General features: G+C 39.9%; 24 protein-coding genes. 18 read left to right on the plus strand and 6 right to left on the minus strand.

What is annotated here, in order from left to right; all coding sequences use genetic code 11:
* Nucleotides 1–47: 47 nt before the first annotated feature.
* The 3 genes from BM390_RS09605 to BM390_RS09615 form a co-directional block, all read right to left on the minus strand.
* Nucleotides 48–1,223, minus strand: a complete 1,176-nt coding sequence (locus BM390_RS09605; protein ID WP_089854536.1) for an MFS transporter — start codon at nucleotides 1,221–1,223, stop codon at nucleotides 48–50.
* 363 nt (nucleotides 1,224–1,586) lie between these two features.
* Nucleotides 1,587–1,994, minus strand: coding sequence for an ion channel (locus BM390_RS09610; protein ID WP_062320765.1), 408 nt, complete (start codon nucleotides 1,992–1,994; stop codon nucleotides 1,587–1,589).
* Nucleotides 1,995–2,033: 39 nt separating this feature from the next.
* Entirely contained in the window at nucleotides 2,034–3,392 is a 1,359-nt protein-coding gene (locus BM390_RS09615) for an aldehyde dehydrogenase (RefSeq protein WP_089854539.1), read from the minus strand.
* Between the two features lie 234 nt (nucleotides 3,393–3,626).
* Between BM390_RS09615 and BM390_RS09620 the strand changes: the two genes are divergently transcribed.
* From BM390_RS09620 to BM390_RS15505, 12 genes are all read left to right on the plus strand, one after another.
* The gene (locus BM390_RS09620; protein ID WP_062320767.1) at nucleotides 3,627–4,613 is read left to right on the plus strand and encodes a ring-cleaving dioxygenase; all 987 of its coding nucleotides are present in this window, start codon (nucleotides 3,627–3,629) and stop codon (nucleotides 4,611–4,613) included.
* 310 nt (nucleotides 4,614–4,923) lie between these two features.
* Complete coding sequence (locus BM390_RS09625) at nucleotides 4,924–5,490, plus strand: LytTR family DNA-binding domain-containing protein (RefSeq protein ID WP_062320769.1); 567 nt, start codon at nucleotides 4,924–4,926, stop codon at nucleotides 5,488–5,490.
* 11 nt (nucleotides 5,491–5,501) lie between these two features.
* Nucleotides 5,502–5,933: a hypothetical protein gene (locus BM390_RS09630; RefSeq protein ID WP_089854542.1), complete on the plus strand. Its 432-nt coding sequence runs from the start codon at nucleotides 5,502–5,504 to the stop codon at nucleotides 5,931–5,933.
* A 191-nt stretch (nucleotides 5,934–6,124) separates the two neighbouring features.
* Nucleotides 6,125–7,057: an ABC transporter ATP-binding protein gene (locus BM390_RS09635; protein ID WP_062320773.1), complete on the plus strand. Its 933-nt coding sequence runs from the start codon at nucleotides 6,125–6,127 to the stop codon at nucleotides 7,055–7,057.
* Nucleotides 7,058–7,067: 10 nt separating this feature from the next.
* On the plus strand, nucleotides 7,068–8,312 hold the full coding sequence (locus tag BM390_RS09640) for an ABC transporter permease (RefSeq protein WP_062320775.1): 1,245 nt from the start codon (nucleotides 7,068–7,070) through the stop codon (nucleotides 8,310–8,312).
* Complete coding sequence (locus tag BM390_RS09645; protein WP_089854545.1) at nucleotides 8,312–9,376, plus strand: ABC transporter permease; 1,065 nt, start codon at nucleotides 8,312–8,314, stop codon at nucleotides 9,374–9,376. The genes BM390_RS09640 and BM390_RS09645 overlap by 1 nt, the downstream gene beginning before the upstream one ends.
* Before the next feature lie 234 nt (nucleotides 9,377–9,610).
* Nucleotides 9,611–10,243 (plus strand): TetR/AcrR family transcriptional regulator, encoded by a 633-nt coding sequence (locus BM390_RS09650; protein WP_062320781.1) that lies wholly within the window; start codon nucleotides 9,611–9,613, stop codon nucleotides 10,241–10,243.
* A 12-nt stretch (nucleotides 10,244–10,255) separates the two neighbouring features.
* Nucleotides 10,256–11,152: an ABC transporter ATP-binding protein gene (locus BM390_RS09655; RefSeq protein WP_089854548.1), complete on the plus strand. Its 897-nt coding sequence runs from the start codon at nucleotides 10,256–10,258 to the stop codon at nucleotides 11,150–11,152.
* Between the two features lie 2 nt (nucleotides 11,153–11,154).
* Complete coding sequence (locus BM390_RS09660; protein ID WP_089854551.1) at nucleotides 11,155–12,762, plus strand: ABC transporter permease; 1,608 nt, start codon at nucleotides 11,155–11,157, stop codon at nucleotides 12,760–12,762.
* A gap of 126 nt (nucleotides 12,763–12,888) precedes the next feature.
* The gene (locus BM390_RS09665) at nucleotides 12,889–13,770 is read left to right on the plus strand and encodes an ROK family protein (protein ID WP_062320786.1); all 882 of its coding nucleotides are present in this window, start codon (nucleotides 12,889–12,891) and stop codon (nucleotides 13,768–13,770) included.
* A gap of 170 nt (nucleotides 13,771–13,940) precedes the next feature.
* Nucleotides 13,941–14,471, plus strand: a complete 531-nt coding sequence (locus BM390_RS09670; protein ID WP_089854554.1) for an HD domain-containing protein — start codon at nucleotides 13,941–13,943, stop codon at nucleotides 14,469–14,471.
* A 105-nt stretch (nucleotides 14,472–14,576) separates the two neighbouring features.
* Complete coding sequence (locus BM390_RS15505; RefSeq protein ID WP_177220700.1) at nucleotides 14,577–14,720, plus strand: hypothetical protein; 144 nt, start codon at nucleotides 14,577–14,579, stop codon at nucleotides 14,718–14,720.
* A 190-nt stretch (nucleotides 14,721–14,910) separates the two neighbouring features.
* On the opposite strand, the gene BM390_RS09675 is transcribed toward BM390_RS15505, so the two are convergent.
* From BM390_RS09675 to BM390_RS09685, 3 genes are all read right to left on the minus strand, one after another.
* Entirely contained in the window at nucleotides 14,911–15,585 is a 675-nt protein-coding gene (locus BM390_RS09675; protein WP_062320788.1) for a phosphatase PAP2 family protein, read from the minus strand.
* Nucleotides 15,582–16,829, minus strand: a complete 1,248-nt coding sequence (gene pepT, locus BM390_RS09680) for a peptidase T (RefSeq protein ID WP_089854557.1) — start codon at nucleotides 16,827–16,829, stop codon at nucleotides 15,582–15,584. Before pepT ends, BM390_RS09675 begins: the two co-directional genes overlap by 4 nt.
* A 269-nt stretch (nucleotides 16,830–17,098) precedes the next feature.
* Nucleotides 17,099–17,971: a MerR family transcriptional regulator gene (locus tag BM390_RS09685; protein WP_062320790.1), complete on the minus strand. Its 873-nt coding sequence runs from the start codon at nucleotides 17,969–17,971 to the stop codon at nucleotides 17,099–17,101.
* A 222-nt stretch (nucleotides 17,972–18,193) separates the two neighbouring features.
* Between BM390_RS09685 and BM390_RS09690 the strand changes: the two genes are divergently transcribed.
* The 6 genes from BM390_RS09690 (at nucleotide 18,194) to BM390_RS09715 (ending at nucleotide 24,567) form a co-directional block, all read left to right on the plus strand.
* On the plus strand, nucleotides 18,194–19,690 hold the full coding sequence (locus BM390_RS09690; protein ID WP_089854560.1) for a phytoene desaturase family protein: 1,497 nt from the start codon (nucleotides 18,194–18,196) through the stop codon (nucleotides 19,688–19,690).
* Between the two features lie 117 nt (nucleotides 19,691–19,807).
* Nucleotides 19,808–21,256, plus strand: a complete 1,449-nt coding sequence (locus tag BM390_RS09695; protein WP_177220701.1) for a phytoene desaturase family protein — start codon at nucleotides 19,808–19,810, stop codon at nucleotides 21,254–21,256.
* A gap of 3 nt (nucleotides 21,257–21,259) precedes the next feature.
* The gene (locus tag BM390_RS09700) at nucleotides 21,260–22,090 is read left to right on the plus strand and encodes a phytoene/squalene synthase family protein (protein ID WP_062320795.1); all 831 of its coding nucleotides are present in this window, start codon (nucleotides 21,260–21,262) and stop codon (nucleotides 22,088–22,090) included.
* A gap of 44 nt (nucleotides 22,091–22,134) precedes the next feature.
* The gene (gene fni, locus BM390_RS09705; protein ID WP_062320797.1) at nucleotides 22,135–23,160 is read left to right on the plus strand and encodes a type 2 isopentenyl-diphosphate Delta-isomerase; all 1,026 of its coding nucleotides are present in this window, start codon (nucleotides 22,135–22,137) and stop codon (nucleotides 23,158–23,160) included.
* Between the two features lie 45 nt (nucleotides 23,161–23,205).
* On the plus strand, nucleotides 23,206–23,736 hold the full coding sequence (locus BM390_RS09710) for a hypothetical protein (RefSeq protein ID WP_062320798.1): 531 nt from the start codon (nucleotides 23,206–23,208) through the stop codon (nucleotides 23,734–23,736).
* Nucleotides 23,737–24,567, plus strand: coding sequence for a sulfurtransferase (locus BM390_RS09715; protein ID WP_062320800.1), 831 nt, complete (start codon nucleotides 23,737–23,739; stop codon nucleotides 24,565–24,567).
* Nucleotides 24,568–24,736: the final 169 nt, after the last annotated feature.

Raw genomic sequence — 24,736 nt, forward strand, 5'->3', positions numbered from 1 at the left:
TCTTTCTATATAGGTATGAAAATAAACGGATGTGCATAAAAAAGAGCTTATTTCTGTTGTTTCACTAAAAGTAACGGAATAAACGTTCCAGTTAAGATGATGAATAGTCCAAGGAAACTAATTTGAAAGCCTAAGCGGTCAATGAACCATCCGAATAGTGGAAAAGCAATCATAATCATAAGACTTTCAACAGCGCCAACCATTGAAAAGAAGGTCGCTCTGAAACTTGATTTAAGCTTATGTTGAATAAAGTTTGAAAACATCGGTTGAAGCACGGTGAAAGCTTGGGATAATAAGAGAAAACTGATGATCAAAAGCCCATGCGTTGAGTAAATAAACACAATAAATAAGACTAAATAAATGAAGTAGATCAGTCGGTTTATCTTAATGAACGAATATTTTGCCTCTATCAAATAGACATACTTAACGACAAAGGCCCCAAGCAAGCCTTCAACCGCAAAAATAAAGCCAATCATAGGTGTTGAATAGCCAAGTGCTTTAAAATAACTTTGCGCATAAAAAATAATGATCACCGTCGCTGTTGACAGCAGCATGTAAACAATCACTGGCACATGCATCGTGTGATAACGACGCCAGATTTTCAAACTTTCTGTCAGCTGATAGTGCCAAGCCTCTCTTTTTTCTGTTGTTTGAATTATTTTTTTTGGCTCTTCGATCGCGAGGAGCGGTAAAAAGGCGAGTAAATGAGCGATCATGATGCCGATATAGACATAAGTGAAGCTAAACTCAGCCAAAAAACCACCGATAAGTTGAGCGGCGCTAAGCGAGATGAGACCGAGCATTGAAAACATGCCAAACACTTTCGTGTAGTGACTTTCTTTGCCCGTTTCTTTTAAGGAATCATATAGGAGCGCTTCCTCAGCTCCGGATTGAAAGGTAATACCTAATCCGAGTGACATTAGTGCTAAACTAATGAAAAATATCTGATTGGTTGCCAACATAAGTATGGCGTATACGATGCTTAAACTGTTTCCGATTAATAAACTCCGCTTTCTACCGAAGCGATCACATAATATCCCGGTAGGGATTTCAAAGATAACAATACTAAGATGTAATAATGCCTCCACAATCCCGATGTCTGTCATGGAAAACTGTTTTTGCGTTAAAAATATCACCCATAATGACCGGTCAAAGAAAAGTTGGGCTAAAAAAATATAGCGATACATCGATGGTATATTCTGATGATACAATGGTTTTTTCATGTTTTTTCTCCTTATTGTTGTCTGGAGAAACCAAAAAACCACCGGTAAACATTACCGGTGGAAATCTAAACAACGCTCGCGAGAAGTGATGCCTAGTGTTTGTAAGGTAAATGGTTTACGACAACGTGTATATTTTTTGGTAGTGATTAAAAAAGGGCAGACGGGTCCCGTTCACATGAAAAATACCAAAAATAGTCATCATAAAAGCGATAAAGCGTTTATGTTGATCAACACGATGCGTGAAAACCATATTTCCTCACCTACCTTCTTCTTAATTACTGTTATCATATCTTAACGTATGATAATAAACAAGGGTTATTTGGACATATTCATCTCGTATGTTAGTCGTTTCCTTTAAACTATTCATGAATCGCTATCCGATTGGTTCGAATTATTCCAGGCCGTTAAGAAAAATGCAGAAGGTATGAGTAAACCAAGACTTGCCTCAAGTAAGCTGAAAATTCTGGCCACACCGACAGGGACTAAATCACCGTAACCGACAGATAGTAACGTCACACCACTAAAATATACGTAATCACTGAAGTGACTAATCGTGTGATTATTGACAGTGTCGTAAACGACGACATGACCGTTTAAGAAAAGGCCATAATAGATCAGACTAAACCCAATGAAGATGATAAATAACGTGAAAAAGAGGCGCAAAAACATCGCTTGACTGAACTCGGTTAACGTATAGCGTTTATGTTTAATAAACCAATAGAATTTAACGACAAACAAAACGATAACGGCGCCAATGAGTAAGCTAGCCACACAAACCCTCCTTTCTTAAATGTAAGAAATAAAACCGTCTTACTTCATTAATATTTTCACCCATTTTAATCCCGCTTTTTGATTGGGGTAGCGTAACGGGACATCGAACATCGTCGTCTGTTTTAAGATGCTTTTGTGATGGGTGAACGTATCGAATGAGAACTTGCCGTGATAATTCCCGGTCCCGCTTTGACCGACACCACCAAAGGGTAAGTGCGGGGTAGCTAGGTGATAAATCGTATCATTAATACATCCACCACCAAACGGAATTTCAGCAATGACCTTTTCTCTTGTGTAAGCTGTTTCAGTAAAGAGATAGAGGGCTAATGGTTTCGGTTGTTTCGTAATGTCATCAATAATAAAATCTAGACTTTCATATGTGAGTACCGGTAGAATCGGTCCAAAGATTTCTTCAGCCATCACCGGCATATCCCAAGTGATATCAGTTAAAACTGTTGGGGCGATGGTGCGCGTCTCTTTATTGGTGTCACCACCATAAAAAAGCGTGCCATCATCTAAAAAGTGCGTCAGGCGGTCAAAGTGCTTGTCACTGACAATGTGTGTATAGTCAGGGTTTTCAAGTGGTTGATGTGAATAGAGTTCTTCGATCGCGTCTGTTAAGTACGTTAAAAAGTCGTCTTTCACATCTTGATGGACATAAACGTAATCAGGTGCGACACAGGTTTGTCCCGCATTAATAAATTTACCCCAGGCAATCCGTTTAGCCGCTAATTTTAATGACGCATCCTCATGGACAATCCCCGGGCTTTTACCACCAAGTTCAAGTGTGTGCGGTGTTAAATGTTTGCTGGCTTTCTCCATCACAATTTTTCCTACATTGACACTACCGGTAAAGAAAATATAGTCAAATGGTGTATCCAGAAGCTGTTGGGACACGTCAACCCCGCCTTGTTTTACCGCAATAAATTCAGGAATGAACGCGTCGGTAATGATTTTTTCAATCACTTCCGCTGTATGTGGGGTTAACTCAGACGGTTTAACAATTGCTGTATTCCCCCCAGCAATCGCCCCAATGAGTGGCGCCATCGCGAGTTGGAATGGATAATTCCACGGAGCGATAATCAATGTGACCCCGTAGGGGTCAGGATAAATCTTCCCCTTAGTACCGACGTGGGTGAGCGCTGTTTTCACTTTTTTAGGTATCATCCATTTCTTTAAATGTTTGATTGTATAATCAATTTCGCTGTAAAGAATACCAATCTCAGTCATATAAGACTCAAACTCTGATTTATTTAAGTCTTGGTGTAACGCCATAATAACCTCAGGCTCATGCCGTTTGATCGAGTCTTTCAAATAGTTTAACGCCGCTAAGCGGTGTTGTAACGGTCGTGTTTGACCACTTTTATAATAGCTTTTTTGTTGATTATAGATATGCATGTGTTTCGCCAACTTTCGTCGTAGTTTTGTTAATTTAACTCTCGCTGTTTTAGCTTATGTTCTAATTTATGTTTATACCCGAAAATGACGGGAATTAAACGAATAAGCATTGTCTTTGACGTGTGAGAGGTACTCGTGTTATATTTATCTCGAATTAAAGATAATTTGTGAAATAGATAAAAATCAAGCATGGATGCCAGTTTTTTAATTAAATGAAGAAAAGGACGTGAGAAAATGGTTCAACCATTAAAAGGGATTCACCATGTAACAGCAATTACGAGTAGTGCGGAAGAAAATTATCGTTTCTTTACCTATGTATTAGGCATGCGATTAGTGAAAAAAACGGTCAATCAAGATGATATTAATACGTATCACTTATTCTTTACTGACGATAAAGGCAGTCCGGGGACAGACATGACCTTCTTTGATTTTCAAGGCATACCAAAAGGTCGTCACGGGACGAATGAAATTGAACGTACCGGATTTAGAGTACCATCAGACGAGGCACTCGAGTACTGGGAAAAACGCTTTGATCACTATGACATTAAACATGGTGGTATTACCGAGCAATTCGGGAAAAAGGTCATTAATTTCGTTGATTTTGATGATCAATACTATCAGTTGATCTCAGATGAACAAAACAGTGGGGTGAAAGGCGGAGAACCGTGGAAGAATAGCCCGGTACCGGATGAGTATCAAATTATTGGTCTCGGACCGATTCATATTACGATTGAAAAATTTGATTTCTTTAAAAAAGTACTGACAGAAGTGCTTGGGTTTACCTTAATCGACCAAGCAGATGAAAAGTATTTATTTGAAGTAGGTGAAGGTGGTAACGGCGCGCAAGTCCTCGTCCGACACGTAACGAATAAACCAGACGGACGCCAAGGATACGGAACAGTTCACCACGTGGCCTTTAGAGTCGAAGACAGAAAAGCACTAGATGGTTGGATTGATTACTTACCACAATTCGGCTTTAGAACCTCAGGTTATGTCGACCGGTTCTTCTTTGAATCACTCTATGCGAGAGTCGCGCCGCAAATTCTGTTTGAATGGGCGACAGATGGCCCTGGATTCTTAGGCGATGAACCGTATGAAACATTAGGTGAGAAATTATCCTTACCGCCATTCTTAGAGCCAAAACGTGAGGAGATTGAACAAATCGTACGTCCGATTGACACAACGAGAAGTGATAAAACGATTGAAAAGGAATATTTCTAATTAACAAAAAAACAGGTCAAGAATAGATAGTAAGGATACAAATAACTTGTTAGCGACCGCGTTCACTTACCGCGAGATAAAGCAGAATGATGCTTTGTTTCGCGGTCTTTTTGTGTCTTTATCGCTAATGAAGGTTGAGAATTATAAGACTGCCTATATGTGACGGCCTTGAATTGACCACTTATCATTAAATTTCGACGTCTTATCAAAAGTCTATTGTTATTTTAGCTCGAACTGATAAGGTAGACAGTGTAGAAGTTGTGACAGGTTAGGACATTCGAACAAATAGAACGCTAGGAGGGATGAAGCGGTGAAGATTTGTTTAATTTGTGCGGATCACTATCGCCCGCTGTTAGAAGATATATTAGAGACAAGAGGGTTTACGCTGTCTCGCGCGGCGACATTATTTCTCGTAGAACACTCACACCCTATACCAGAACACGGGGTCAGTATTGTCTTTAACCAGAAGGACATGAGTCAGTTGCTGACGTTACTAGACAACATTTCTTTAGAATACACTGAAAAAAAGAAGCCAAAAGAGGCGCTGACAGGTCACTTGTTAGGGCAAAAGAATGATCGCTATGAACTCATTGGTTACCAAGACATTATTTTCTTAACGACAGATATGGGGGATGTCTATTTGAGAACGCACAAAAGTAAAGACTATCGCTTAAAAGAAAAATTGTACGATCTAGAAAAGTCCTTACAGTCGGAAGGCTTTATACGTATCAACAAGTCAACTATTGTAAATATGTTACATATTCATGAGATTATCCCCTGGTTTAACGGCAGGTTGTTGTTGAAGTTAACGAACAAAGAAGAAGTGGAAGTCTCAAGAAGCTACGCCAACGATTTTAAAACTTATTTAGGTCTGTGAGGAGGGTTAAAATGGATAAATTAAAAGGGTGGTTGATTAACGCTGTTTCGGTAGGACTGATTGGCTTTATCGTAGCTTTATTCGAATTTTTCTTCTTAGATCCTACGAAAGATTTACTACGTTCAAGCGCGATTTACTTTGTCTTTAGTGCCGTGATTGCGACGATTTCTAGTTATTGTTATAGCTGGGCGAAGTATAAAGGTTATCCCACTGTTATTGCCTACCTAGCCTCGATGCTTGGTAATGGTATCTCCGTGTTTATACTCTTAGTCATTATCTTAAAAACGCAAGTAGCGTATGGCTGGGGTGCCGTTGGCTGGATTCTTTTTATTACCCAAGTATCAGGATTTCTGGTCGCTTACTTTGAAAACCGTTATTACAACAACATTAATCGACAATTAAACAAAAAGAAGGACGCATTAAGTGGACGTCAGCATGAATAGGTCTTCTCTTTCAGTTGATTTTTTAAAAAAAGTATCATTGTTGCGTGATGGCGACATGATTTTCTCTTGTCAGGGTATAAAGTAGAGAATCGTCCTTTTTAAAGCAGATATTTTTTAATATACTGAGTGTACTGTGTATGTGATTCATTGAACATAAATATAAAAAAGACAAAGATTGATGAGGTGAAGAGATGTTAGAAGTAAAAGGATTATCAAAGTCATTTAAAGATTTGAAAGCAGTGAAAGAAGTGAGTCTTGAATTAAAAGAAGGTGAATCAGTAGGGTTACTTGGACCGAACGGTGCTGGTAAGTCGACGACGATTCAGATGATGTCGACAGGCTTAATACCATCCTCAGGTGAAGTCATTTACAACAATGAAGATGCGCTGAAGAACCCAAAACAACTGAGACGTGACTTAGGGGTTGTGCCACAAGACATTGCCTTATACGAAGAATTATCTGCATATGAGAATTTACTGTTTTTTGGTCGGTTATATGGACTGAAAGGAAAAGCGTTAAAAACAAAAATCGATGAGGTATTAGTACTTGTCGGTTTAAGTGACCGTAAGAAAGATCGGGTGAAGAACTATTCAGGTGGGATGAAGCGCCGAATTAATATTGCGGCTAGTTTACTCCATAACCCAAAAGTATTAATTATGGATGAACCGACCGTCGGGATTGATCCGCAATCAAGAAGTTATATTCTTGATTTAATTAAACAACTCAACAAGGAGAATCATATGACAGTTCTGTACACGTCGCATTATATGGAAGAAGTTGAAAAGCTCTGTGACCGCATCTATATTATGGACCACGGTGAGGTGATTGCGAGCGGAACAAAACAAGACTTACAGAACTTGATGCAAGAAGAGGAAACCGTTTGGATTGAAACGTTAGAGAAAAATGAGGCGTTTAAACACGCCCTTGAGGATGATCAAACGATTACTCAAGTCATTGAGTCAGACCAAGGATATAAAGTGATTGCTGAAAAACGAGAAGACTTGCTTGGTGACTTATTTGACTATGCCAAAGCACATCAGATGAAACCAACCGCGTTAGCGATTCAAACACCGACTTTAGAAGATGTTTTTCTTCACTTAACTGGTAGAAAGCTCAGAGATTAGAGGTGAGAGTATGTTGAACTTATTAAAAAAAGATATTTTAACCATCTCTAAAGCCCGTTCAGAAGTATTGATTTTACTCGTCATGCCGTTTGTCTTAATTGCGATTTTGGGCCTGAGTTTAGGTGGCTTAATGACCGGAAGTGCGGAGATTGAACCGATTCATTTAGCCATCGTTGATAACACAACAGAACGTGACGGTGGTATGACGATACTGACTGACCAAGGTTTACCAGATGAACAAGCCACAGCCATCATAGAAAATCTAAAAGTCAATCGTCAAATTATGACGGTTATAGACACACTTGAGAAAGAACAGTTATTGGTGGCCGAAAAGATGACAACAGAAGCCGCAAACGAAGCATTAAATCATGCAGATGTTGAAGGGGTGCTAACGATACCGGATGCGTTAACAACGCAAGTCCTTACGGTGATGAACGGTGGTGAGGCAACAGAATCACTTATGTTAGAAGTGATTGATGAGACGACGATTCAGTCGCAAGTCTTGCGTCAGATCTTTCGCCGGTTCACCTCGGAATATAATTTAATGATGAGTATTCAAACAATTAAAGGCGATACACTCGTTGTACCAGGAGACTTGCCATTAGGTGAGACAAAAACAATTGAAACAACGACAGAAGTATCTGCTTTTCAATATTTTACGATTGGAATGGCGATGATGTTTAGTCTCTATGTCGCCTCATCAATTAGTTCGAATGCGTTTATAGAGAAGAAACAAGACGTCCTTTTAAGAATGATGTTAGCGGGTGAAAAACCGGTCCGTTATTTACTCAGTAAAGTGGTGAGTGGCTATGTACTAGCGGTCATGCAACTCGGGATATTATTTGGGTTATCACAACTATTATTCGATACATTTAGTGACCGTTCGAGTGAGTTTTGGCTCACGATTATAGCGGTAACTTTTGTTTATGCGACGGTGATAGGCGCACTAACGGCGCTGTTAACGTCATTGACCTTAATGATGCCAACCGATTCTGTCTCAGGGATCTTTAGCGGGCTGGTTGTGACCGTCTTTGCCTTCTTAGGTGGTAGCTTTACACCGGTCGAACAAATCTCACCGTTTATTCGTACACTCGGTAACTGGACCCCGAATGGGGCAATGATGACCGTGTACTTACAACAAATTCAAGGCTACAGCATGACTGATAGTATGCCGCTATTAATGCGGATCCTGTTGCTAAGTGCGATTCTTTTTATCGTTGCCTGGGGTTTATTCCCGAAAAGGAGGTTTAGCTAATGTGGACAATCTTTATGATGCAGTGGAAGCGCCTGTTGAAACAACCGTTTGTTGTGTTAACATTCTTTGGGCTTACGCTCTTATTTGTCACCTTCTTAGGTCAAAGTCAGACGACCGGGAAAGTCGGTGTCCAAACGTATACAAACGACTTATCTGATCAAGCTTATACAGCACTCATTGATGAGCTGAATGACAGTGATCAATTTGATTTTAGACAAAGTGATCGAACCACTGTTGAAGACCGAATTAAAAATAATCGACTCAGTTTTGCGGTCGAGCTAAATGATGCGTCTTTTAGTTTTTTAGTCGGGCAAGCATCTTTTTCACAACCGCTCGTTAGGGAATACTTAACGGAAGTGTATCAAGAAAAGCGCTGGTTAGAAGCGAATGATTTAACAGCAAGTGACCTAAACGACTATATCCCACTTGAGACGACGTCGGTAGATACAGCGGGAGACTCGATACAATATCAAACCCAAGTTGTGGTTGGTATGACGCTGTATTTTGTGATGTATACCGTCCTGTTTCAAATGATGAGTATCGCTGAACAAAAAACAGACGGGACGTGGGACCGGATGATGTTGTCCCCCGTGTCGAAGATGAAGATTTTTAGTGGCTTGTTTCTCTATTACTTCCTGATTGGTTTAATTCAAGTCGGACTCAGTTTTCTAATCTTTACTCAATGGATTGGTTTTTCATTTGGTGATCAATACGGGTTACTTCTTCTATCCATTAGTCTCTTTCTCATTAGTATTGTTGCCTTAGGTTTAATGCTTGTCAGCTTAGTGAAAACACCGCAACAACTTCAAGCCGTCATTCCAATTGTGGCGACAGCTTCAGCGATGCTTGGTGGTGCGTTTTGGCCATTGGAATTTGTCACGCAGCCGGTGTTACTCATTTTTAGTCGTGTTATTCCTATTCGCTACGGCATTGAGACACTATCCGATGTGATTGTCCGTGGTGCGTCAATGAGTGAGCTTGTGTTGTCGTATGGTTTTTTAATCGCCTTAACGGTATTATTTGGTGCTATCGGTCTCTTTTTCCTTGAACGAAAACATAATTAAAAGGTAAAAATATTAGACGAAAATATGATAAGAAATCGTAATGAAACGCCCCGATATAAGACGAGATAATGGGGATAGGTTAGTAAAAAACAACGGGTAAAATAATAATTGACCACCCTGGTCGACTGCGTTATAATGAAGTCGACCAGGATGGTCTAATTTATGTTTTGCTAGGGTGTTACTAGACGTTAAACGGTATAAGTCATTTCAAGCTTTAAGGAGAGGAGGGAGCGTATGACGAAAACCTTTCATAATGTTGAACGAAGTAAACAACAACGGATTATTCAAGTGGCGATGAAACATTTTGCAGAAGACGGCTATAAAGACGCCTCAACGAATAAGATGGTGAAAGAAGCGGGTATTGGTAAAGGGATGTTGTTTTATTACTTTAAGACGAAGTATGACTTATATATTTATCTCGTGCAGTACGGTTTGGATGTGATGGAACAAGAGTTTTTTCATCAAGTGGATTTAAGTGAAGGAGACTTTATCGAACGCATGTACAAAATCGCTAAACAAAAGATGTACGTGTTTAAGCGTCATCCTTACTTGATGACATTCCTTCAAACGGTATTATTGTATCGGCATGAAGATAAACCATTACCAACAGAGCTCGTTAAGCGATATGACACGTTAGTGAAAGAAGGCATGCAAAAGATGTATCAAAACATTGATGTCTCCTATTTTAAAGAGCAGATGGATGCAGAAAAGGCGATGCGGTTAATTGAGTGGTCCATTAGTGGATATCAACAAACGTTAACGGAACAATTAAAACAACAGGTCTTAACGGATGAGTTAATCGATCAGTACTGGGATGATTTTTATGGTTATTTAGCTGTACTGAAACAGGCTTATTATAAAGAATAGGTGGTGTTAAAGATGATGATTGATGTGAGTGGGTTAAAAAAGAATTTTGGTAAAGTAGAGGCTTTAAAAGATGTGCATGTAACGGTGGAGAAAGGACGCATCGTTGGGTTTATTGGTCCGAACGGGGCAGGGAAATCAACGACGATTCGGATTTTGTTAGGGCTGTTGAGAAAAGATGCAGGAAAAGCAGAAATTTTCGGATTAGATTGTTACCGCGATGCAGTTGAAATTCATAAACGGATCAGTTATGTACCTGGTGACGTTAACTTGTGGCCAAACCTTACGGGCGGAGAGGTGATTGATCTCTTTATTGATATGCAAGGAAAAAAAGTCGCGTCTTCACGTAAGGAAGAGTTAATGAAGCGGTTTGATTTTGATCCAACGAAAAAATGCCGGACCTATTCAAAAGGGAATCGTCAAAAGGTTGCGCTTATTGCTGCTTTTAGTGTCGAAAGTGACTTGTACATTTTAGATGAACCAACCTCAGGGCTTGATCCATTAATGGAACGTGAGTTCCAAGCACTTGTCAAAGAACAACAAACAAAAGGTAAAAGTGTGCTGTTATCAAGCCATATCTTATCAGAAGTGGAACAATTATGTGATGACGTTGTGATTATTCGTCAAGGTGAGATCATTGAATCCGGCTCACTGAAAGATTTACGTCACTTAACGCGTACCCAGTTTATCGTTGAAACAGAGACAGATATGCCAGGATTTAAAAATTTGCCTGGTGTGTATGATGTGACAAAAAATGAAGAGAAGTGGCATTTCCAAGTGGATCATGAACAGATTTCGTCGGTACTTAGCTTCTTAGGTCAATTCCCCATCGCGAAATTAGAAACGAAAGAACCAACCTTGGAAGATTTGTTTATGCGTCATTATGAGAGTGATGACAAAGGAGGTGCATAAGGATGAGTCGACAACCGTTTTATCAAGCGACGAAACTCCTTTTGTTTTACCTTAAACGCGAATACATCAAACTCTCGATCTGGATCGTTAGTCTTGTCGCAACAACTGTTGCTGTCGCACTTGCCTTTAGTGGGCTCTATCAATCAGACACAGAACGTCAACTCATGGCAGAAACAATGGAAAATCCGGCGATGAAAGCACTTATTGGCCGTGGGTTTGGTTTAGATAACTATACGAATGGCGCCATGCTGAGTCATGAGATGCTCGTGATGACCATGATTGTTGTCGCGATTATGTCAATTCTGTTAGTGAACCGTCTGACCCGGCAAGATGAGGAGAATCAACAACTAGAGTTACTTCTTGCTTTACCACTCGGTCGTTTAGCGCCAAGTTTTAGTGCCATCGTTGTGCTATTTTTAGCTAACGGTCTATTAGCCTTAGTGACAACGATTGGCTTAACGATTTTAGGTATTGATAGTATCGATTTTATCGGAAGCTTAAGCTATAGTTCCGCACTTTTTGCAAGTGGGATCTTCTTCGGGGCGATCACGCTTTTAACCGCACAACTTAGTAACAATCAACGTGGGTCAATGATGCTCAGTTACCTTGTGCTTGGTGTGAGCTATATGGTGCGTGCGGTTGGGGATGCTGGTGACTTATGGTTATCATACTTGTCACCGCTCGGACTCCTGCAAGAAACTCAAGCGTATGTAGCTAACTACTTCTGGCCGCAAATAGTAATTGTGGTCATCAGTTTCTTTATTATTGGACTCAGTATGCGACTACGAGAAAAACGTGATTTAGGAAGTGGTTTACTGCCTGATAAACGCGGGAAAAAATCGGCTTCCTCTTTCTTAAAAACAACACCAGGTTTTATATTAACCTTACAAAAAGTCCCGCTCATTTCATGGTTTGTGGCGATGCTGTTGATCGGCCTTAGTTATGGTTCGGTTCTCGGTGATTTAGATGCTTTCTTATCTGAAAATGAGGTCATCCAGCAAATTATTGGTTCAACAGAAGACTATTCACTTACTGAACAATTTATTGCGATCATTTTAAAGGTCATGGCGATTATTTCAACCATCCCGACCTTAATGGTGTTTCACAAGTTAAAGTCAGAAGAGGTTAAAGGAAGACTAGACCATCTCTTTGCTCGGCCGCTATCGCGTCTAAGAATTTATACGTGGTATAGCGTGATCAGTGTTCTAACAAGTATCGTTTTACTGACCATCGCTGTGGTAAGTTTAGCTGGTGCTGGCGTATATGTCCTTGATACGGGTGTTGATTTTATGACCATTGTTGAGGCGAATATCGTCTACTTACCAGCGATCTGGGTTGTCTTAGGTGTGATGGGGGCGATTTATGGCCTTCTAGGTAAGTTTGACGGTCTTACGTGGCTTTATTTGCTGTTTTGTTTTGTGTTGATTTATTTAGGGGATTTATTAGAATTTCCAGATTGGCTCATGCGTGTTTCACCTTTCTACTGGATTCCAGAATTGCCAATGGACAACTTTACTGTGTGGCCGTTGATGAGTTTAACGGGTATTGGTTTAGGTTTGTTAGTGATAGGTGGAATCGGTTTTATGAGACGAGATATTCGTCAAAATTAAGTGATTTTAGATGTGGTTTGTTGGTTGTTTTTTCGCTCGTTAACGTTATACTTAGGTTAATGGATATATTAAGCTATATGTGCAATTATATGAAGTTAACGTTAACTCGGATTGGAGTGAAGAAAGATGTATATGGTCTATGATATTGGAGGAACTTTTGTCAAGTATGCATTTGTTAGTCAGACGGGTGATGTTAAAACATCAGGTAAATTTGAAACACCTTACGTCGATGCTTTGACATTGATTGATAAGATGGTGACCGTAGCGAAAGATTTTAGTGATCTAAAAGGCGTGGCGATTAGTTGTCCAGGTACAATCGATGTTGATTCAGGGATTATTTATCACGGCGGTGCCCTCACATATCTACACGAAGTCAACATGAAAGAACACGTGTCGAAAGCTTTACATGTACCTGTCTCTATTGAAAATGACGCAAAATGTGCCGCTTTAGCTGAACTTTGGCAAGGAAGTGTTAAGGACCATCTTAATAGTGTGGTACTTGTGATTGGTACTGGTGTTGGGGGAGGCGTCATTATAAATGGTTCCCTCTACCGCGGGGCGCATTTAGAAGCGGGTGAAGCAAGTTATGTGATGGATCATTATGATGTTGAGACGAAGAAAGCAACTTTTGTCGGTGAAACATGTTCAGCCTCATTAACGGTAAAGGCTATTGCTGATGTGATAGGATTAGAGCCGCAAGATGGTGAAGGTGTGTTTCGATATTTAAATGAAGGGAACTTAGAAGCGCTCACCATCTTTGATCGCTTCTGTCATCATTTAGCGGCCCAAATCATTAATCTACAATACGTGCTTGATCCTGAAATTTTTGCGATTGGTGGGGGCATTAGTGTACAACCGCTCTTTTTGGATCGATTAAGAAAAGCAATCGATGAGATATTAACACGCAATCCTCATCACGTAGCCAAACCTAAGTTAACGACGTGTCACTATAGAAGTCAATCAAATATCTATGGGGCGCTTTATCAACATTTACTCGAATATCAGTAATACCAAAACGTTTATCCTATTTCAGGATAAGCGTTTTTCTTTTAACAGACCGGACTTGTATAAGTCCCCCTCTAGTTTGCCGATGCTATCAAGTGGGAATGGATAACTAACTTGATTCTTTGTGAAAATCATGCTAGGTTAGTAAGAAAAAAATAAGGGGGGCGATTTAATTGCGACACGTTACGCTTGAAGAATTATATCATCATCATATTGTTCAAAAATATGTTAACCGCTCTGGTATGGCTCATGCCATTGATGTTGCAGAAGTCGCCCTAGAGATTGCTGAAGATTTTGGGGTTGATCCGGATCTAGCGACGAAAGCTGGATTTTTACATGATATCGGTCATTATGAATGGTATCGTGACGGCAAGTGGGACTATGATTTATATAAAGAAAATGATATTCATGCGATTAAAGGGGCAGAAAGAGCACATAAACTGCTCATTCGCTTAGGTGAGGATCGTAAAAAAGCCAAATCGATTGCGTTAGCCATTCTGCTGCATACAGATTCTTATTTACCAGAAGGTGAATTGAATTTAACGCCATTACAACAGCTTGTTCATGAAGCGGATACGAAAGTAGAAGAAGTCGGTGGCAATCATCATTATCGTAAAATTAGTCATGAAAAAGCACTCGCAAGAATTCAAGCGCTTGATCGTCAAATTGATTATTTTCTTAGTGAAGAAGACTCAGAGGTATAATGTACGAAAGTCTTATTTTTAGGTAAAAGCATAAAGATAGGTTTATCTCTTATATGTTGGAGGGAATTGTTAATTAACTAAAACGTATAAAAAGGAGTATAAACAATGACTGAAAATAAAGATGTAGAAGTAACAAAACATGAGAAGAAAACCGATTCAAGTAAAGTAGGTGTTGCCATTATTAAGTATGGCGCCTATCTTGTCATTTTCTTTGGGATTCTTTGGTTTTTAATTAACTATGTACTGTAAATGAGATGATTTTTCTTTAAATGACCAGTGAAACGAAAGATCAACGGTAGAAAGTTAATGTGAAAAGAACATCAATATAGCGTTAATGTTAGACAAAGCCACAAGTGATGGAAGCATCGCTTGTGGCTTTGTCGTATTTAACATCTGTTAAAAATTAAGGGTATGACTGAATTAAAAAGTTATCACGTGACTAGATTCTTTTTCTCCGCCAGATATAGAGAATACTAAGAATGGATACACCAAGCCAAATAAAGCTAAGCGTAGCACCAGCGACCACATCAGTAAAGTAGTGAACGTGCAAGAATACGCGACTCATCATGACGTTAATGATAATCATACTTAACAAGATGCTGAGCGAAATCTTGATGGTACGTGTTTGATGACTAATAACGACGAGAAAGATGAGAAAGCCATAAAAAGCCATCGCGCCTGTCGCATGGCCACTTGGAAAACTATAACCAATGCCGTCTAACGCTTCAATGACATTCGGTCGGTCACGACCGAAAAATTGCTTTAATAAAAGTGTTAATCCAGACGTTCCGGCCATATTAATGAGAAATAGCGTCACAAGAAAGCGCTGTTGATAAAACTTCACTAATACTAACACCGTCACAAGTGAGGCAACGATAAGAAACCAGGCAGAACCGAGTTCAGTGACCCAGCTATAGAACGTATAGAGCCCCTGACTTTCCTCTAAAACAAGCGCGTCTTCGATTAAGCGGTCGATATAAAATCCTTCACCTTCTAAAACTTCCTCGGCGAGTTCGATAAAAAGAGCGCCAGCAAGATACAACGTGATAAAGCTAAGAGCTAAGAAGACTAAAGAGCGATGAGCTTTGATAAATCTTTGGATTTGTGCAATCATAATTTACCCGCTTTATGATAGTCAGTAATCAATTCTACGATTTTACAAATGGTTTGAACAGATTTTGTCATGTCATCCAGTGATGCAAATTCAAACTTGCCATGGAAGTTCTCGCCGCCGGTGAAAATATTAGGGGTAGGTAATCCCATGTAAGAAAGTTGTGCCCCATCTGTCCCTCCGCGAATCGGTTCAATAATGGGTTCAATATTGAGTGACCTCATCGCTTCGCTCGCCACATCGACAATGGCCATTTTTTCAACGATTTTATTTTTCATATTGTAATACTGATCGCCCATCTCTATCTCAATCGCGGCATCGCCATATTTTTGTTTAAATTCTAGCACCATCTTGTTCAACCGATCTTTACGACTGTTAAATTGATCCGTGTCATGATCGCGAACAATATAATAAAGTTCAGCCTGTTCCACATCGCCTGACATCGATAAAAGGTGATAAAAACCTTCATAGCCTTCAGTAAATTCAGGCGCCTCGTCTTTTGGTAACCGGTCATGAAAGGCCATCGCCATCTTTGTCGCATGGACCATCTTATTTTTAGCTGTTCCTGGATGGACGTTATTACCAAAAAAGCGGACTTTAGCATAAGCGGCATTAAAACTCTCGTACTGCAACTCGCCGATAGGTCCACCGTCAACAGTATAAGCGAAATCAGCATGGAAAGCTTTCACATCAAACTTATGTGGCCCGCGGCCAATCTCTTCATCGGGTGTAAAACCAATACTAATATCGCCGTGCGGGATTTCAGGATGGTTGATTAAGTAATCCATGGCAGTCATGATTTCAGCCACGCCAGCTTTATTATCCGCACCAAGCAGTGTCGTCCCGTCGGTTGTAATCAAGGTGTGATCGAGGTAATTATGCAGTTGAGGATAGTGTTTTGTTTTCATCACAATGTGTTTAGCTTCGTTTAGCACAATGTCAGTTCCTTGATAGTCATCAATGACTCGTGGGTTCACATTTGTCCCAGTGAAGTCTGTTGCCGTATCGACATGGGCTAAAAATCCAACGGTTGGCACAGTATCTGCGGTATTCCCTTTTAACGTCGCGAATAAGTAACCGTAGTCATCCAGTGTCACGTCTTCCATTCCAAGTTCGATGAGTTCTTGTTTTAATTGTTTGAGTAAGGTCCATTGCTTATCTGTTGAGGGACACGTATCATTTGATTCGTCTGATTGGGTATCTATTTTCACGTAAGAGATAAAGCGATTCAATAAAGCGGCTTTCATACTAGTCATTCCTCCAAAGTCTTTTTCATTAGTGTAGCACGAATTCATCGTGAAATGAAGTAGAGCACCACTTAAGTCACGCTTCATTTTTTTGTTTCTTCGCATTCATCGCGCCCGCTTTTCTGTTAGCCCTCATAGTAAAAGTGGTTAGACGTATAAGGTGATTAAATCTAACGTAAAGCTGTCTTAATGACGTAATCCGTTCATAACAAAACATCACTAAGAACGATTAGGTGTCTTAGTGATGTTAATTTGTGTCGGGAATAAAATTATGCCATTGTATTCATCACCCATGCTGCCCAATCAACTGGGTCAGGACTGATCAAATAAGGGTGAAAACGCTTGGGTAGTTCTGGTGCTTGTTGTCCACCAATGGCGAACTTGACGTTAGGGAAGTCCTTATTTAATGCATCTAAAAAGTCAATCACAGAATCAAGTTCTTTTGATGTTGTTAGAGAGAAGGCTGCTAAACTAATATCATTGTCAGCGATCATGTCTTTCACATCTTTAAGTGGCGTTGCTTCACCGATAAATAAAACATCGATGCCGTGTTGTTTTAAGAAAATAGAGAATAACAGTAAGCCGATTTGATGCATTTCATCAATTGGACAAAAAGCGACGGCTGTTGCTCGTTTTGATTTAACATCATAATGGTAAAAGTAATGGGCGATTTGTTGTTGAATAAAGTGACTCATATAATGTTCTTCTGCGACAGATAAATCACCACTTTCCCACTCATTCCCTACCCGTATTAAGATAGGAATAAAAATGTGATGAAACAGAATGTCGATTTCAATTAATTCTTTGAGTTCTTCGACGTAACTACTGGCTTCATCTAGTTGATGGTGTTTGAGTAACAGAAATAACCCATCGATAAAGCGCGGATAGTCTTCTTTTGATATTTGTGCTTTCTTAATATGTTGACGTTTATCTTCAAGCGCTTGCATCGCTTGTCCGATCGTTAAGTGGTTCGTTTCTTTTTGTCTAATGACCCACTTTAAATCTTCTAAATGTTCATCGGTATAAACCCGAGTCCCACCGTCTGTCCGGTCAGGTAAAATAACGCCGTAACGATTCTCCCACGCGCGAAGTGTGATAGGAGAAACGCCTGTTAGTTCTGCGATACGTTTAATACCGTACATAGCTCCACCCCTTTTTCTATTAAAAAGTATACAAAATCCCCATTCGTTTGTCATGATCTTAGACGGAAACGATCCATCTTTTTAAACTTTTTTAATCAAAAAGGATAAGATTCGACAAAATAAAGTATAATTCTATACAAAAGTTATACAAGTATTATATAATGATTGTAAAGAAAAGTCACGACAAATACATGAACAGTTAAGAGGAAGGTGCGAGAGCTCATGTTAAATCAATCCGTCAGTGTGATTGGCGCAGGGCCGGGTGGTCTAGCCATTGCGATGCAGTTACTACATAAAGGTTACCAAGTCGATGTGTATGAGAAAGCCGCGCGTGTAGGTGGACGAACGTCACGTTTAACAGTAGGTGAGTATCATTTTGATTTAGGTCCGACCTTCTATATGATGCCATCTGTTTTAGAGGAAGTTTTCCATGAAAGCGGCCGTGAGATTAGTGATTATATTAAGATGACTGAAATTGATCCATTGTATACATTGAAATTTGGACAAGTTGCATTTAAACCGAGTCGAAATCATGAGCGAACGTATGAGGAGATTGAACGGTTATTTCCAGGTAACGGAGAAGGTTACTGGCGCTTTTTAAAGCGCGAGAGTAAAAAATTTGAGGTAGTTAGTGATTTGTTAAGAAAACCATTCGGATCATTGACCGACTATACATCAAAAGAAGCTTTGCGGGCATTACCGCACTTAGACGCTTTTGAGACAGTCTATAGCTGCTTATCGAAGTATTTTGATGATGAGCGTTTAAAATGGGCTTTTTCATTCCAATCAAAATATTTAGGTATGTCTGCCTGGGATTGTCCAGGAACGTTCACTATGTTGTCTTATTTAGAACACTCAGGTGGACTGTTCCATCCTGCCGGTGGCGTGAGTCAAGTATCGGAAGTGATGGCTGATGTCGTAAGAGAGCTTGGAGGGAAGATTCATTTAAATACCCCTGTTAAACAGGTGTTGGTAGAAAATAAAAAAGCGGTAGGGGTTGAACTAAGTACTGGAGAGAAAAAGTATTCAGATGATGTCGTGATTAATGCTGATTTTGGCTATGCCGTGACGCAGCTCTTTAATCAAAAACACTTAAAACGATACAAAAAAGAGAAAGTGGATAAAAAAGGCGTATCGTTATCAACCTTTATGTTGTATTTAGGTGTAGACAAGCCGCTTGATTTACCGCATCATTTAATCTTATTTGCGGATGATTATGAACAAAACGTGAAGAATGTCACCTCGGGTGGGGCGCTCTCAGATGATGATTCCATTTACGTTCATAATCCGTCTAAGCTTGATCCGACACTCGCTCCCGAAGGGAAATCGTCGCTATACGTCTTAGTTCCAGTGCCGAATTTAGAAGCGGATATTGATTGGGAGAAAGAAGCCCCTGTTTTACGAGAAAAAGTGTTACATCGCTTAGAACAAGAACCGGCACTAAAAGGTTTACGTAACCATATAGAAGTAGAAAAAATGATTACACCACAAGACTGGCAAGATGACTATAACGTGTATAAAGGTGCGACGTTTAATTTAGCACATAACTTGTCACAGATGATGTATTTCCGTCCGCATAATAAGTTTGACGATGTCGATCACGTCTTTTTAGTCGGTGGTGGCACGCATCCAGGTAGCGGCTTACCAACGATTTATCAATCAGCACTTATTAGCGCGCGCCTATTAGATGAACAATATGTCATAAGAGACAAGCGTTAACCCTAGCAATCATGGCCAAAGTGAATAGTTAATAGGAAAAGCGAGGCGAAAGTCTCGCTTTTTCATTCAATCAATGAAGGACATATAAAAAGGAGGGAGACAAGTAAAAAGGTTTACTTGTCGCAACAGATGAAGCATATTGCGATTGTTGGCGGTGGTATCGGTGGTATCACCGCTAGTTTATATTTAAGACGTTTAGGTTATGAGGTGACACTTTATGAAAAATCTGATCGGTTAGGTGGTCGGCTAACATATGAACGTAATGGGGACTTTGAAATCGATCAAGGTCCAACGATTGTCTTATTGCCGGAGTTGTTAAAAGACATTTTTAATGATGTTGGCTTTGAAGAAGATCAGTATGAACTAATCTCGATTGACCCTGTGTATGATATTCATTTTAAAGATGGGACAACTTTTCGAAAGTATCGTAATCAAGAGAAAACAAAAGCCGAAATCGAAGCCAAATTTCCAGGATATGGTGATGGTTTTGAACGTTATCTAAAAGAAATGGAAGATGTTTATTACTTTGGTGTCGATGCTTTTCTGTCAAGAGATTTTCAATCAAAACGAGACTTTTTATCATTGACCAATTTAAAGTTTGTTTTAAAGTCAAAATCATACCGGACCGTAACTGACTATTTATCCAGGTACTTCAAAGATCAGCGTCTTAGGGACGCGTATAGCTTACAAACACTGTATATTGGTGGTGCGCCCCATCAAGTACCCGCGTTATACGGGTTGATTTCATATAGTGAACACGCTTTTGGTGTGTGGTACGTGAAAGGTGGGTATTATTCGCTCATTCCTAAATTAGAAGCGTACTTACACGAACTAGGTGTCACGATTAAGAAACAAACACCGGTTGAGAAGATAATTGTCGAAAATAATCAGATAAAAGGACTGATTTCTTCCGACGGCCCTGAGTTTTATGATAAAGTAGTGTATAACGGAGATTATCCAACGATAGAAGGGTTGATTGACGGTCATAAAGTGTTGGATCGTCCGTTAAAACCATCGAGTGGTTGTGTCATGGTTTATTTAGGTTTATCTAAACAATACACGAACCAACTCACCCACCAATTTTTAATGTCACATGACTTTAGTCGCTACATGGAAAGTGTCACGTCTAAACAGACGTTACCGACAGATCCGTCCCTATATGTATTTAACCCTACCGCGGTTGAAGACACGAATAGTAAGGGGAGTACGTTGTATATTCTCATACCTGTGCCAACCGCCATTAATCCAACGGAGGAAGAACTTCATGCATTTGTTGATGATCAACTACGGTGGTTAGAAGAAACAGCATATGAAGATTTAACGAAGCATATTGAGTGGAAAAAGATCAGAACCCCACGTGATGCTGAACGCGATGGTTTATATTTAGGGGGAAGTTTTGGTGTGAGTCCGTTATTATCTCAATCAGGTGCTTTTAGGCCCCAAATTGTTCACCCAACCATTAAAGGTTTGTATGCGGTGGGCGCAAGTGTCCATCCTGGTGGCGGCGTCCCGATTGTGATGCAAGGAGCGAAATTGTTGAAAGAAGCAATAGAAAGAGGAGAGTAGGGCATGTATTTATCGAAAGATTTACGTGAACAAGCGAAAGCAATGATGAAGCAAGGGTCATCGAGTTTTTATCACGCGTTTAAATTTTTACCGAGAAAAGAACGAGAAGCGGTCTACGTTGTTTATGCATTTTGTCGTTTAATTGATGATGCGGTCGATGAACCCGAAGCGTCCTTTTATACGATTGATGAGATAAGTGCCCACTTTGACCAGCTAGATAGTGCAGAAGGACATTTTATTTGGCCAGCGCTGCGCTGGGCTTTTCAAGCGTTTCCGCTTACGAAAGAACCATACTATATCCAAATGAGTGGTCAATTATTAGATTTTAAACAGACAGAATATGACACAATGGCAGCACTTGAGGATTATTGTTACCGGGTGGCAGGCAGCGTGGGAGAAATGTTAATCCCCATCCTTCATCCAAACCCAAGTGATGTGTTAATAAAGGCAGGCATACAATTAGGTAAAGGGATGCAGATTGTTAATATTATTCGCGATGTGGGGCAGGATATAACCCTAAACCGGCGCTATCTTCCACTTGAAGTGTTTGATCGGCATGGTTATACATTAACGATGTTTCATAATCAAGAAGTCAATGCGCAGTTTAAGGCAGTGATTGATGATTTAACCGACCAAGCGGACCGCTGGTTTACAGAAGGTATCGCGTATATTGATCAGTACCCGAAAAAAAGTGCCTTTACGTTAAAATTAGCGGCCCGTTACTACCGTGAGATTATTCAAGTTGTTAAAGAAAATAATTATCAAGTATTTAACAAGCGAGCGATTGTGACAGATAAACGTAAGCTTACTTTGTTTAATCAAATCAATCAGTAACCTAAAAAGAGAAAGGTCAGAGCTAGAGAGGGAGGCAATGGTGTATGACAGAATCAATTCACCAACGAAAAGCAGAACATATTAAATGGTGTTTAACAGATGAGGTACTAGGTGAAGGGATTACGACTGGATTTGAAAGCGTCCGCCTGATTCACAACGCGCTACCAGAAATAAATTTTGCGGACGTGTCATTAGAGACATCTTTATTTAACCAATCCATACAAACCCCGTTCTTGATCAGCTCGATGACAGGTGGTGCAGCACTTGCGGGAAGTATTAATGAACATTTAGCCCGTGCTTGTGAAGTCCGTGGTTGGGTGTTTGCGCTTGGGTCTACTCGCGCCTTGATTGAAGATGAACAATTTAGGCAATCTTTTAAAGTCCGTCCCTTCGCACCGACGATTCCGATTATCGCTAACTTAGGTGCGGTGCAACTTAACTATGGCTTTACTGAAAAGATGTGTCAAACCATTATCGATGAGACAGAAGCAACGGCACTTGTGCTTCACCTTAATTCTATTCAAGAATTAATTCAAACCGGAGGAGACACAAACTTTGAATCACTATTACCGAAGATTGAATCGCTAGTCAAAGCCGTTGATGTTCCTGTGGGCGTGAAAGAAGTTGGTTTCGGGATTGACGGGGCTCTTGCTAAGCAACTAACAGACATTGGGATTCAATTTATTGATGTTGCCGGTGCTGGTGGGACGAGTTGGTCACAAGTAGAAAAGTTACGCTCACAAGACCCAGTCAAAAAACAAGCAGCTGAAGCATTTACGAGTTGGGGGATCCCGACGGTAGAAAGTTTACGCGCCGTTCGAGCAAATACCAATCAACCTGTGTTTGCATCAGGTGGTATGCGTACGGGCGTGGATGCGGTTAAAGCGTTAGGACTAGGTGCCGATCTGGTTGGTTATGCGCGTGGTATACTTAAGGAAGCAACGGATTCTGTTGAAGCGGTTATGGAAACGATGGCCATTCGAGAACTCGAGCTTAAAATGGCGATGTTTGGTTTAGGACATCAAACGATTAATGATTTAAAACAATCTAGTCGTGTCATAATCGATTAAGGCGTCACGTTGATATAAAAAAGCATGTTCGGAAAGAGGTTGTATATGAAAAAAATATTAACGACACTCATCATTAGTTACATCATTATCTTATTTGATATTGAGATTAATGATTTTGACTTATTAATTGATAGTATAGGATATGGGCTCATCGCATATAGTTTGCATGAGTACAATCAAACGGAAGGGACCGATTTGCGGATTGTTTTTCCTGTCTTAGGCGCTATTCTCGTCTTTGTGGATGCCTTTCTTCGTTATAATCCGACGAGTATAGTTGCCTCACTTAGCTGGGGTGCCATTAGTATCATCCATTTCCTTGTTGTGCTAGAAATATTAAAACTGTTACATAATCGTGCACAAGCGCTTCAGTATCAAGATTTTAAAGATGGTGTTGACAATTTAAAAAGAAGCTATCAACTTATTTTTGGTGTGAGCTTTGGCTTAAATATGGTGACACTCCTTCTACCAAATATCGTGACAGGCATTGTCGCCTTGATCTTTATTGTTCTGTTAATTATATCCGAGATCAGGATTATCTTTAGAATTAATAAGTTTCGTACATTGGAGGTTTTATAGATGTCGTTTTTAATTGAGCCAGAAACCTTGCTTGAGTCGATTGATGACTATACGATTATTGATACCCGTTTTGAGTTGATGGATCAAACAAAAGGGCAACAGTTATATGAATCATCACATATTCCAGGGGCTGTTTATTTCGATTTGAATAAAGACTTATCAAGCGTGCCGAAAAAACATGGGGGGAATCATCCGCTGCCTGATGAAACAACCTTTACGGATAAATTACGGTCAATTGGCATTACACCTGAGACGAAGGTTGTCATATATGATCAAGGGAATGCGATGTTTGCTGCAAGGCTTTACTGGTTATTGGATCATTATCAACATCCAACGGTGAGAGTACTTAATGGTGGTTTTGATCGGTGGAAGGCACTTGGTTATCCTGTGACTTCTGTCGTTAAGCGAAAACCAATGTCATCAACGCCATTCGTGAGAAATGATGAACTGATTGTTGATATTGATTATGTGATTGAACATAAAGATGATTTTAACATTACCTTAACGGATGCTCGTAGTTTAGAGCGTTACCTCGGCCAGACGGAGCCGCTCTATCATAAAAAAGGACATATTCCAGGGGCAAAATGCTTTGATTGGCAGCAAGTTTTAAACAGTGACGGAACGTTTAAATCAACCGCTGAACTTGAAGAGGTGTTTAAAGATTTAAATAAAGACGAAGAAATCATTCTTTCATGCGGATCGGGTGTATCGGCCTGTATGAACTATCTCGCTTTAAAGTCACTCGGGTATAAAAACGTGAAACTTTATCCTGGTAGTTTTAGTGACTGGATTAGTCATCCTGAGTTGCCAGTGGAAACAAATCAAGAATAGATCATGAACACACAAGTGACCCGTACTTGTGTGTTTTATTTTTTGGTGTTTACCATCCCCTTTTCCGTTTTTTTGGCTCTATACTAAATGTGGTGGTACCCCTTGATCTGACATGCCCTTAGCTTATATCAAAAAAATACACTTATACACCCTCATTTGTTAAACTATA

Source organism: Halolactibacillus miurensis (genome assembly GCF_900116255.1).
GTDB classification, from domain to species: Bacteria; Bacillota; Bacilli; order Bacillales; family Amphibacillaceae; genus Halolactibacillus; species Halolactibacillus miurensis.

What these genes read in the sequence shown, in the direction of transcription:
- fni (WP_062320797.1), top strand. Translation starts at nt 22,135, where the DNA reads ATGACAGAATCAATTCACCAACGAAAAGCAGAACATATTAAATGGTGT.
- BM390_RS09640 (WP_062320775.1), top strand. Translation starts at nt 7,068, where the DNA reads ATGTTGAACTTATTAAAAAAAGATATTTTAACCATCTCTAAAGCCCGT.
- BM390_RS09660 (WP_089854551.1), top strand. Translation starts at nt 11,155, where the DNA reads ATGAGTCGACAACCGTTTTATCAAGCGACGAAACTCCTTTTGTTTTAC.
- BM390_RS09645 (WP_089854545.1), top strand. Translation starts at nt 8,312, where the DNA reads ATGTGGACAATCTTTATGATGCAGTGGAAGCGCCTGTTGAAACAACCG.
- BM390_RS09715 (WP_062320800.1), top strand. Translation starts at nt 23,737, where the DNA reads ATGTCGTTTTTAATTGAGCCAGAAACCTTGCTTGAGTCGATTGATGAC.
- BM390_RS09615 (WP_089854539.1), bottom strand. Translation starts at nt 3,392, where the DNA reads ATGCATATCTATAATCAACAAAAAAGCTATTATAAAAGTGGTCAAACA.
- BM390_RS09685 (WP_062320790.1), bottom strand. Translation starts at nt 17,971, where the DNA reads ATGTACGGTATTAAACGTATCGCAGAACTAACAGGCGTTTCTCCTATC.
- BM390_RS09630 (WP_089854542.1), top strand. Translation starts at nt 5,502, where the DNA reads ATGGATAAATTAAAAGGGTGGTTGATTAACGCTGTTTCGGTAGGACTG.
- BM390_RS15505 (WP_177220700.1), top strand. Translation starts at nt 14,577, where the DNA reads ATGACTGAAAATAAAGATGTAGAAGTAACAAAACATGAGAAGAAAACC.
- BM390_RS09635 (WP_062320773.1), top strand. Translation starts at nt 6,125, where the DNA reads ATGTTAGAAGTAAAAGGATTATCAAAGTCATTTAAAGATTTGAAAGCA.
- BM390_RS09700 (WP_062320795.1), top strand. Translation starts at nt 21,260, where the DNA reads ATGTATTTATCGAAAGATTTACGTGAACAAGCGAAAGCAATGATGAAG.
- BM390_RS09675 (WP_062320788.1), bottom strand. Translation starts at nt 15,585, where the DNA reads ATGATTGCACAAATCCAAAGATTTATCAAAGCTCATCGCTCTTTAGTC.
- BM390_RS09605 (WP_089854536.1), bottom strand. Translation starts at nt 1,223, where the DNA reads ATGAAAAAACCATTGTATCATCAGAATATACCATCGATGTATCGCTAT.
- BM390_RS09690 (WP_089854560.1), top strand. Translation starts at nt 18,194, where the DNA reads ATGTTAAATCAATCCGTCAGTGTGATTGGCGCAGGGCCGGGTGGTCTA.
- BM390_RS09650 (WP_062320781.1), top strand. Translation starts at nt 9,611, where the DNA reads ATGACGAAAACCTTTCATAATGTTGAACGAAGTAAACAACAACGGATT.
- BM390_RS09620 (WP_062320767.1), top strand. Translation starts at nt 3,627, where the DNA reads ATGGTTCAACCATTAAAAGGGATTCACCATGTAACAGCAATTACGAGT.
- BM390_RS09710 (WP_062320798.1), top strand. Translation starts at nt 23,206, where the DNA reads ATGAAAAAAATATTAACGACACTCATCATTAGTTACATCATTATCTTA.
- BM390_RS09655 (WP_089854548.1), top strand. Translation starts at nt 10,256, where the DNA reads ATGATGATTGATGTGAGTGGGTTAAAAAAGAATTTTGGTAAAGTAGAG.
- pepT (WP_089854557.1), bottom strand. Translation starts at nt 16,829, where the DNA reads ATGAAAGCCGCTTTATTGAATCGCTTTATCTCTTACGTGAAAATAGAT.
- BM390_RS09665 (WP_062320786.1), top strand. Translation starts at nt 12,889, where the DNA reads ATGTATATGGTCTATGATATTGGAGGAACTTTTGTCAAGTATGCATTT.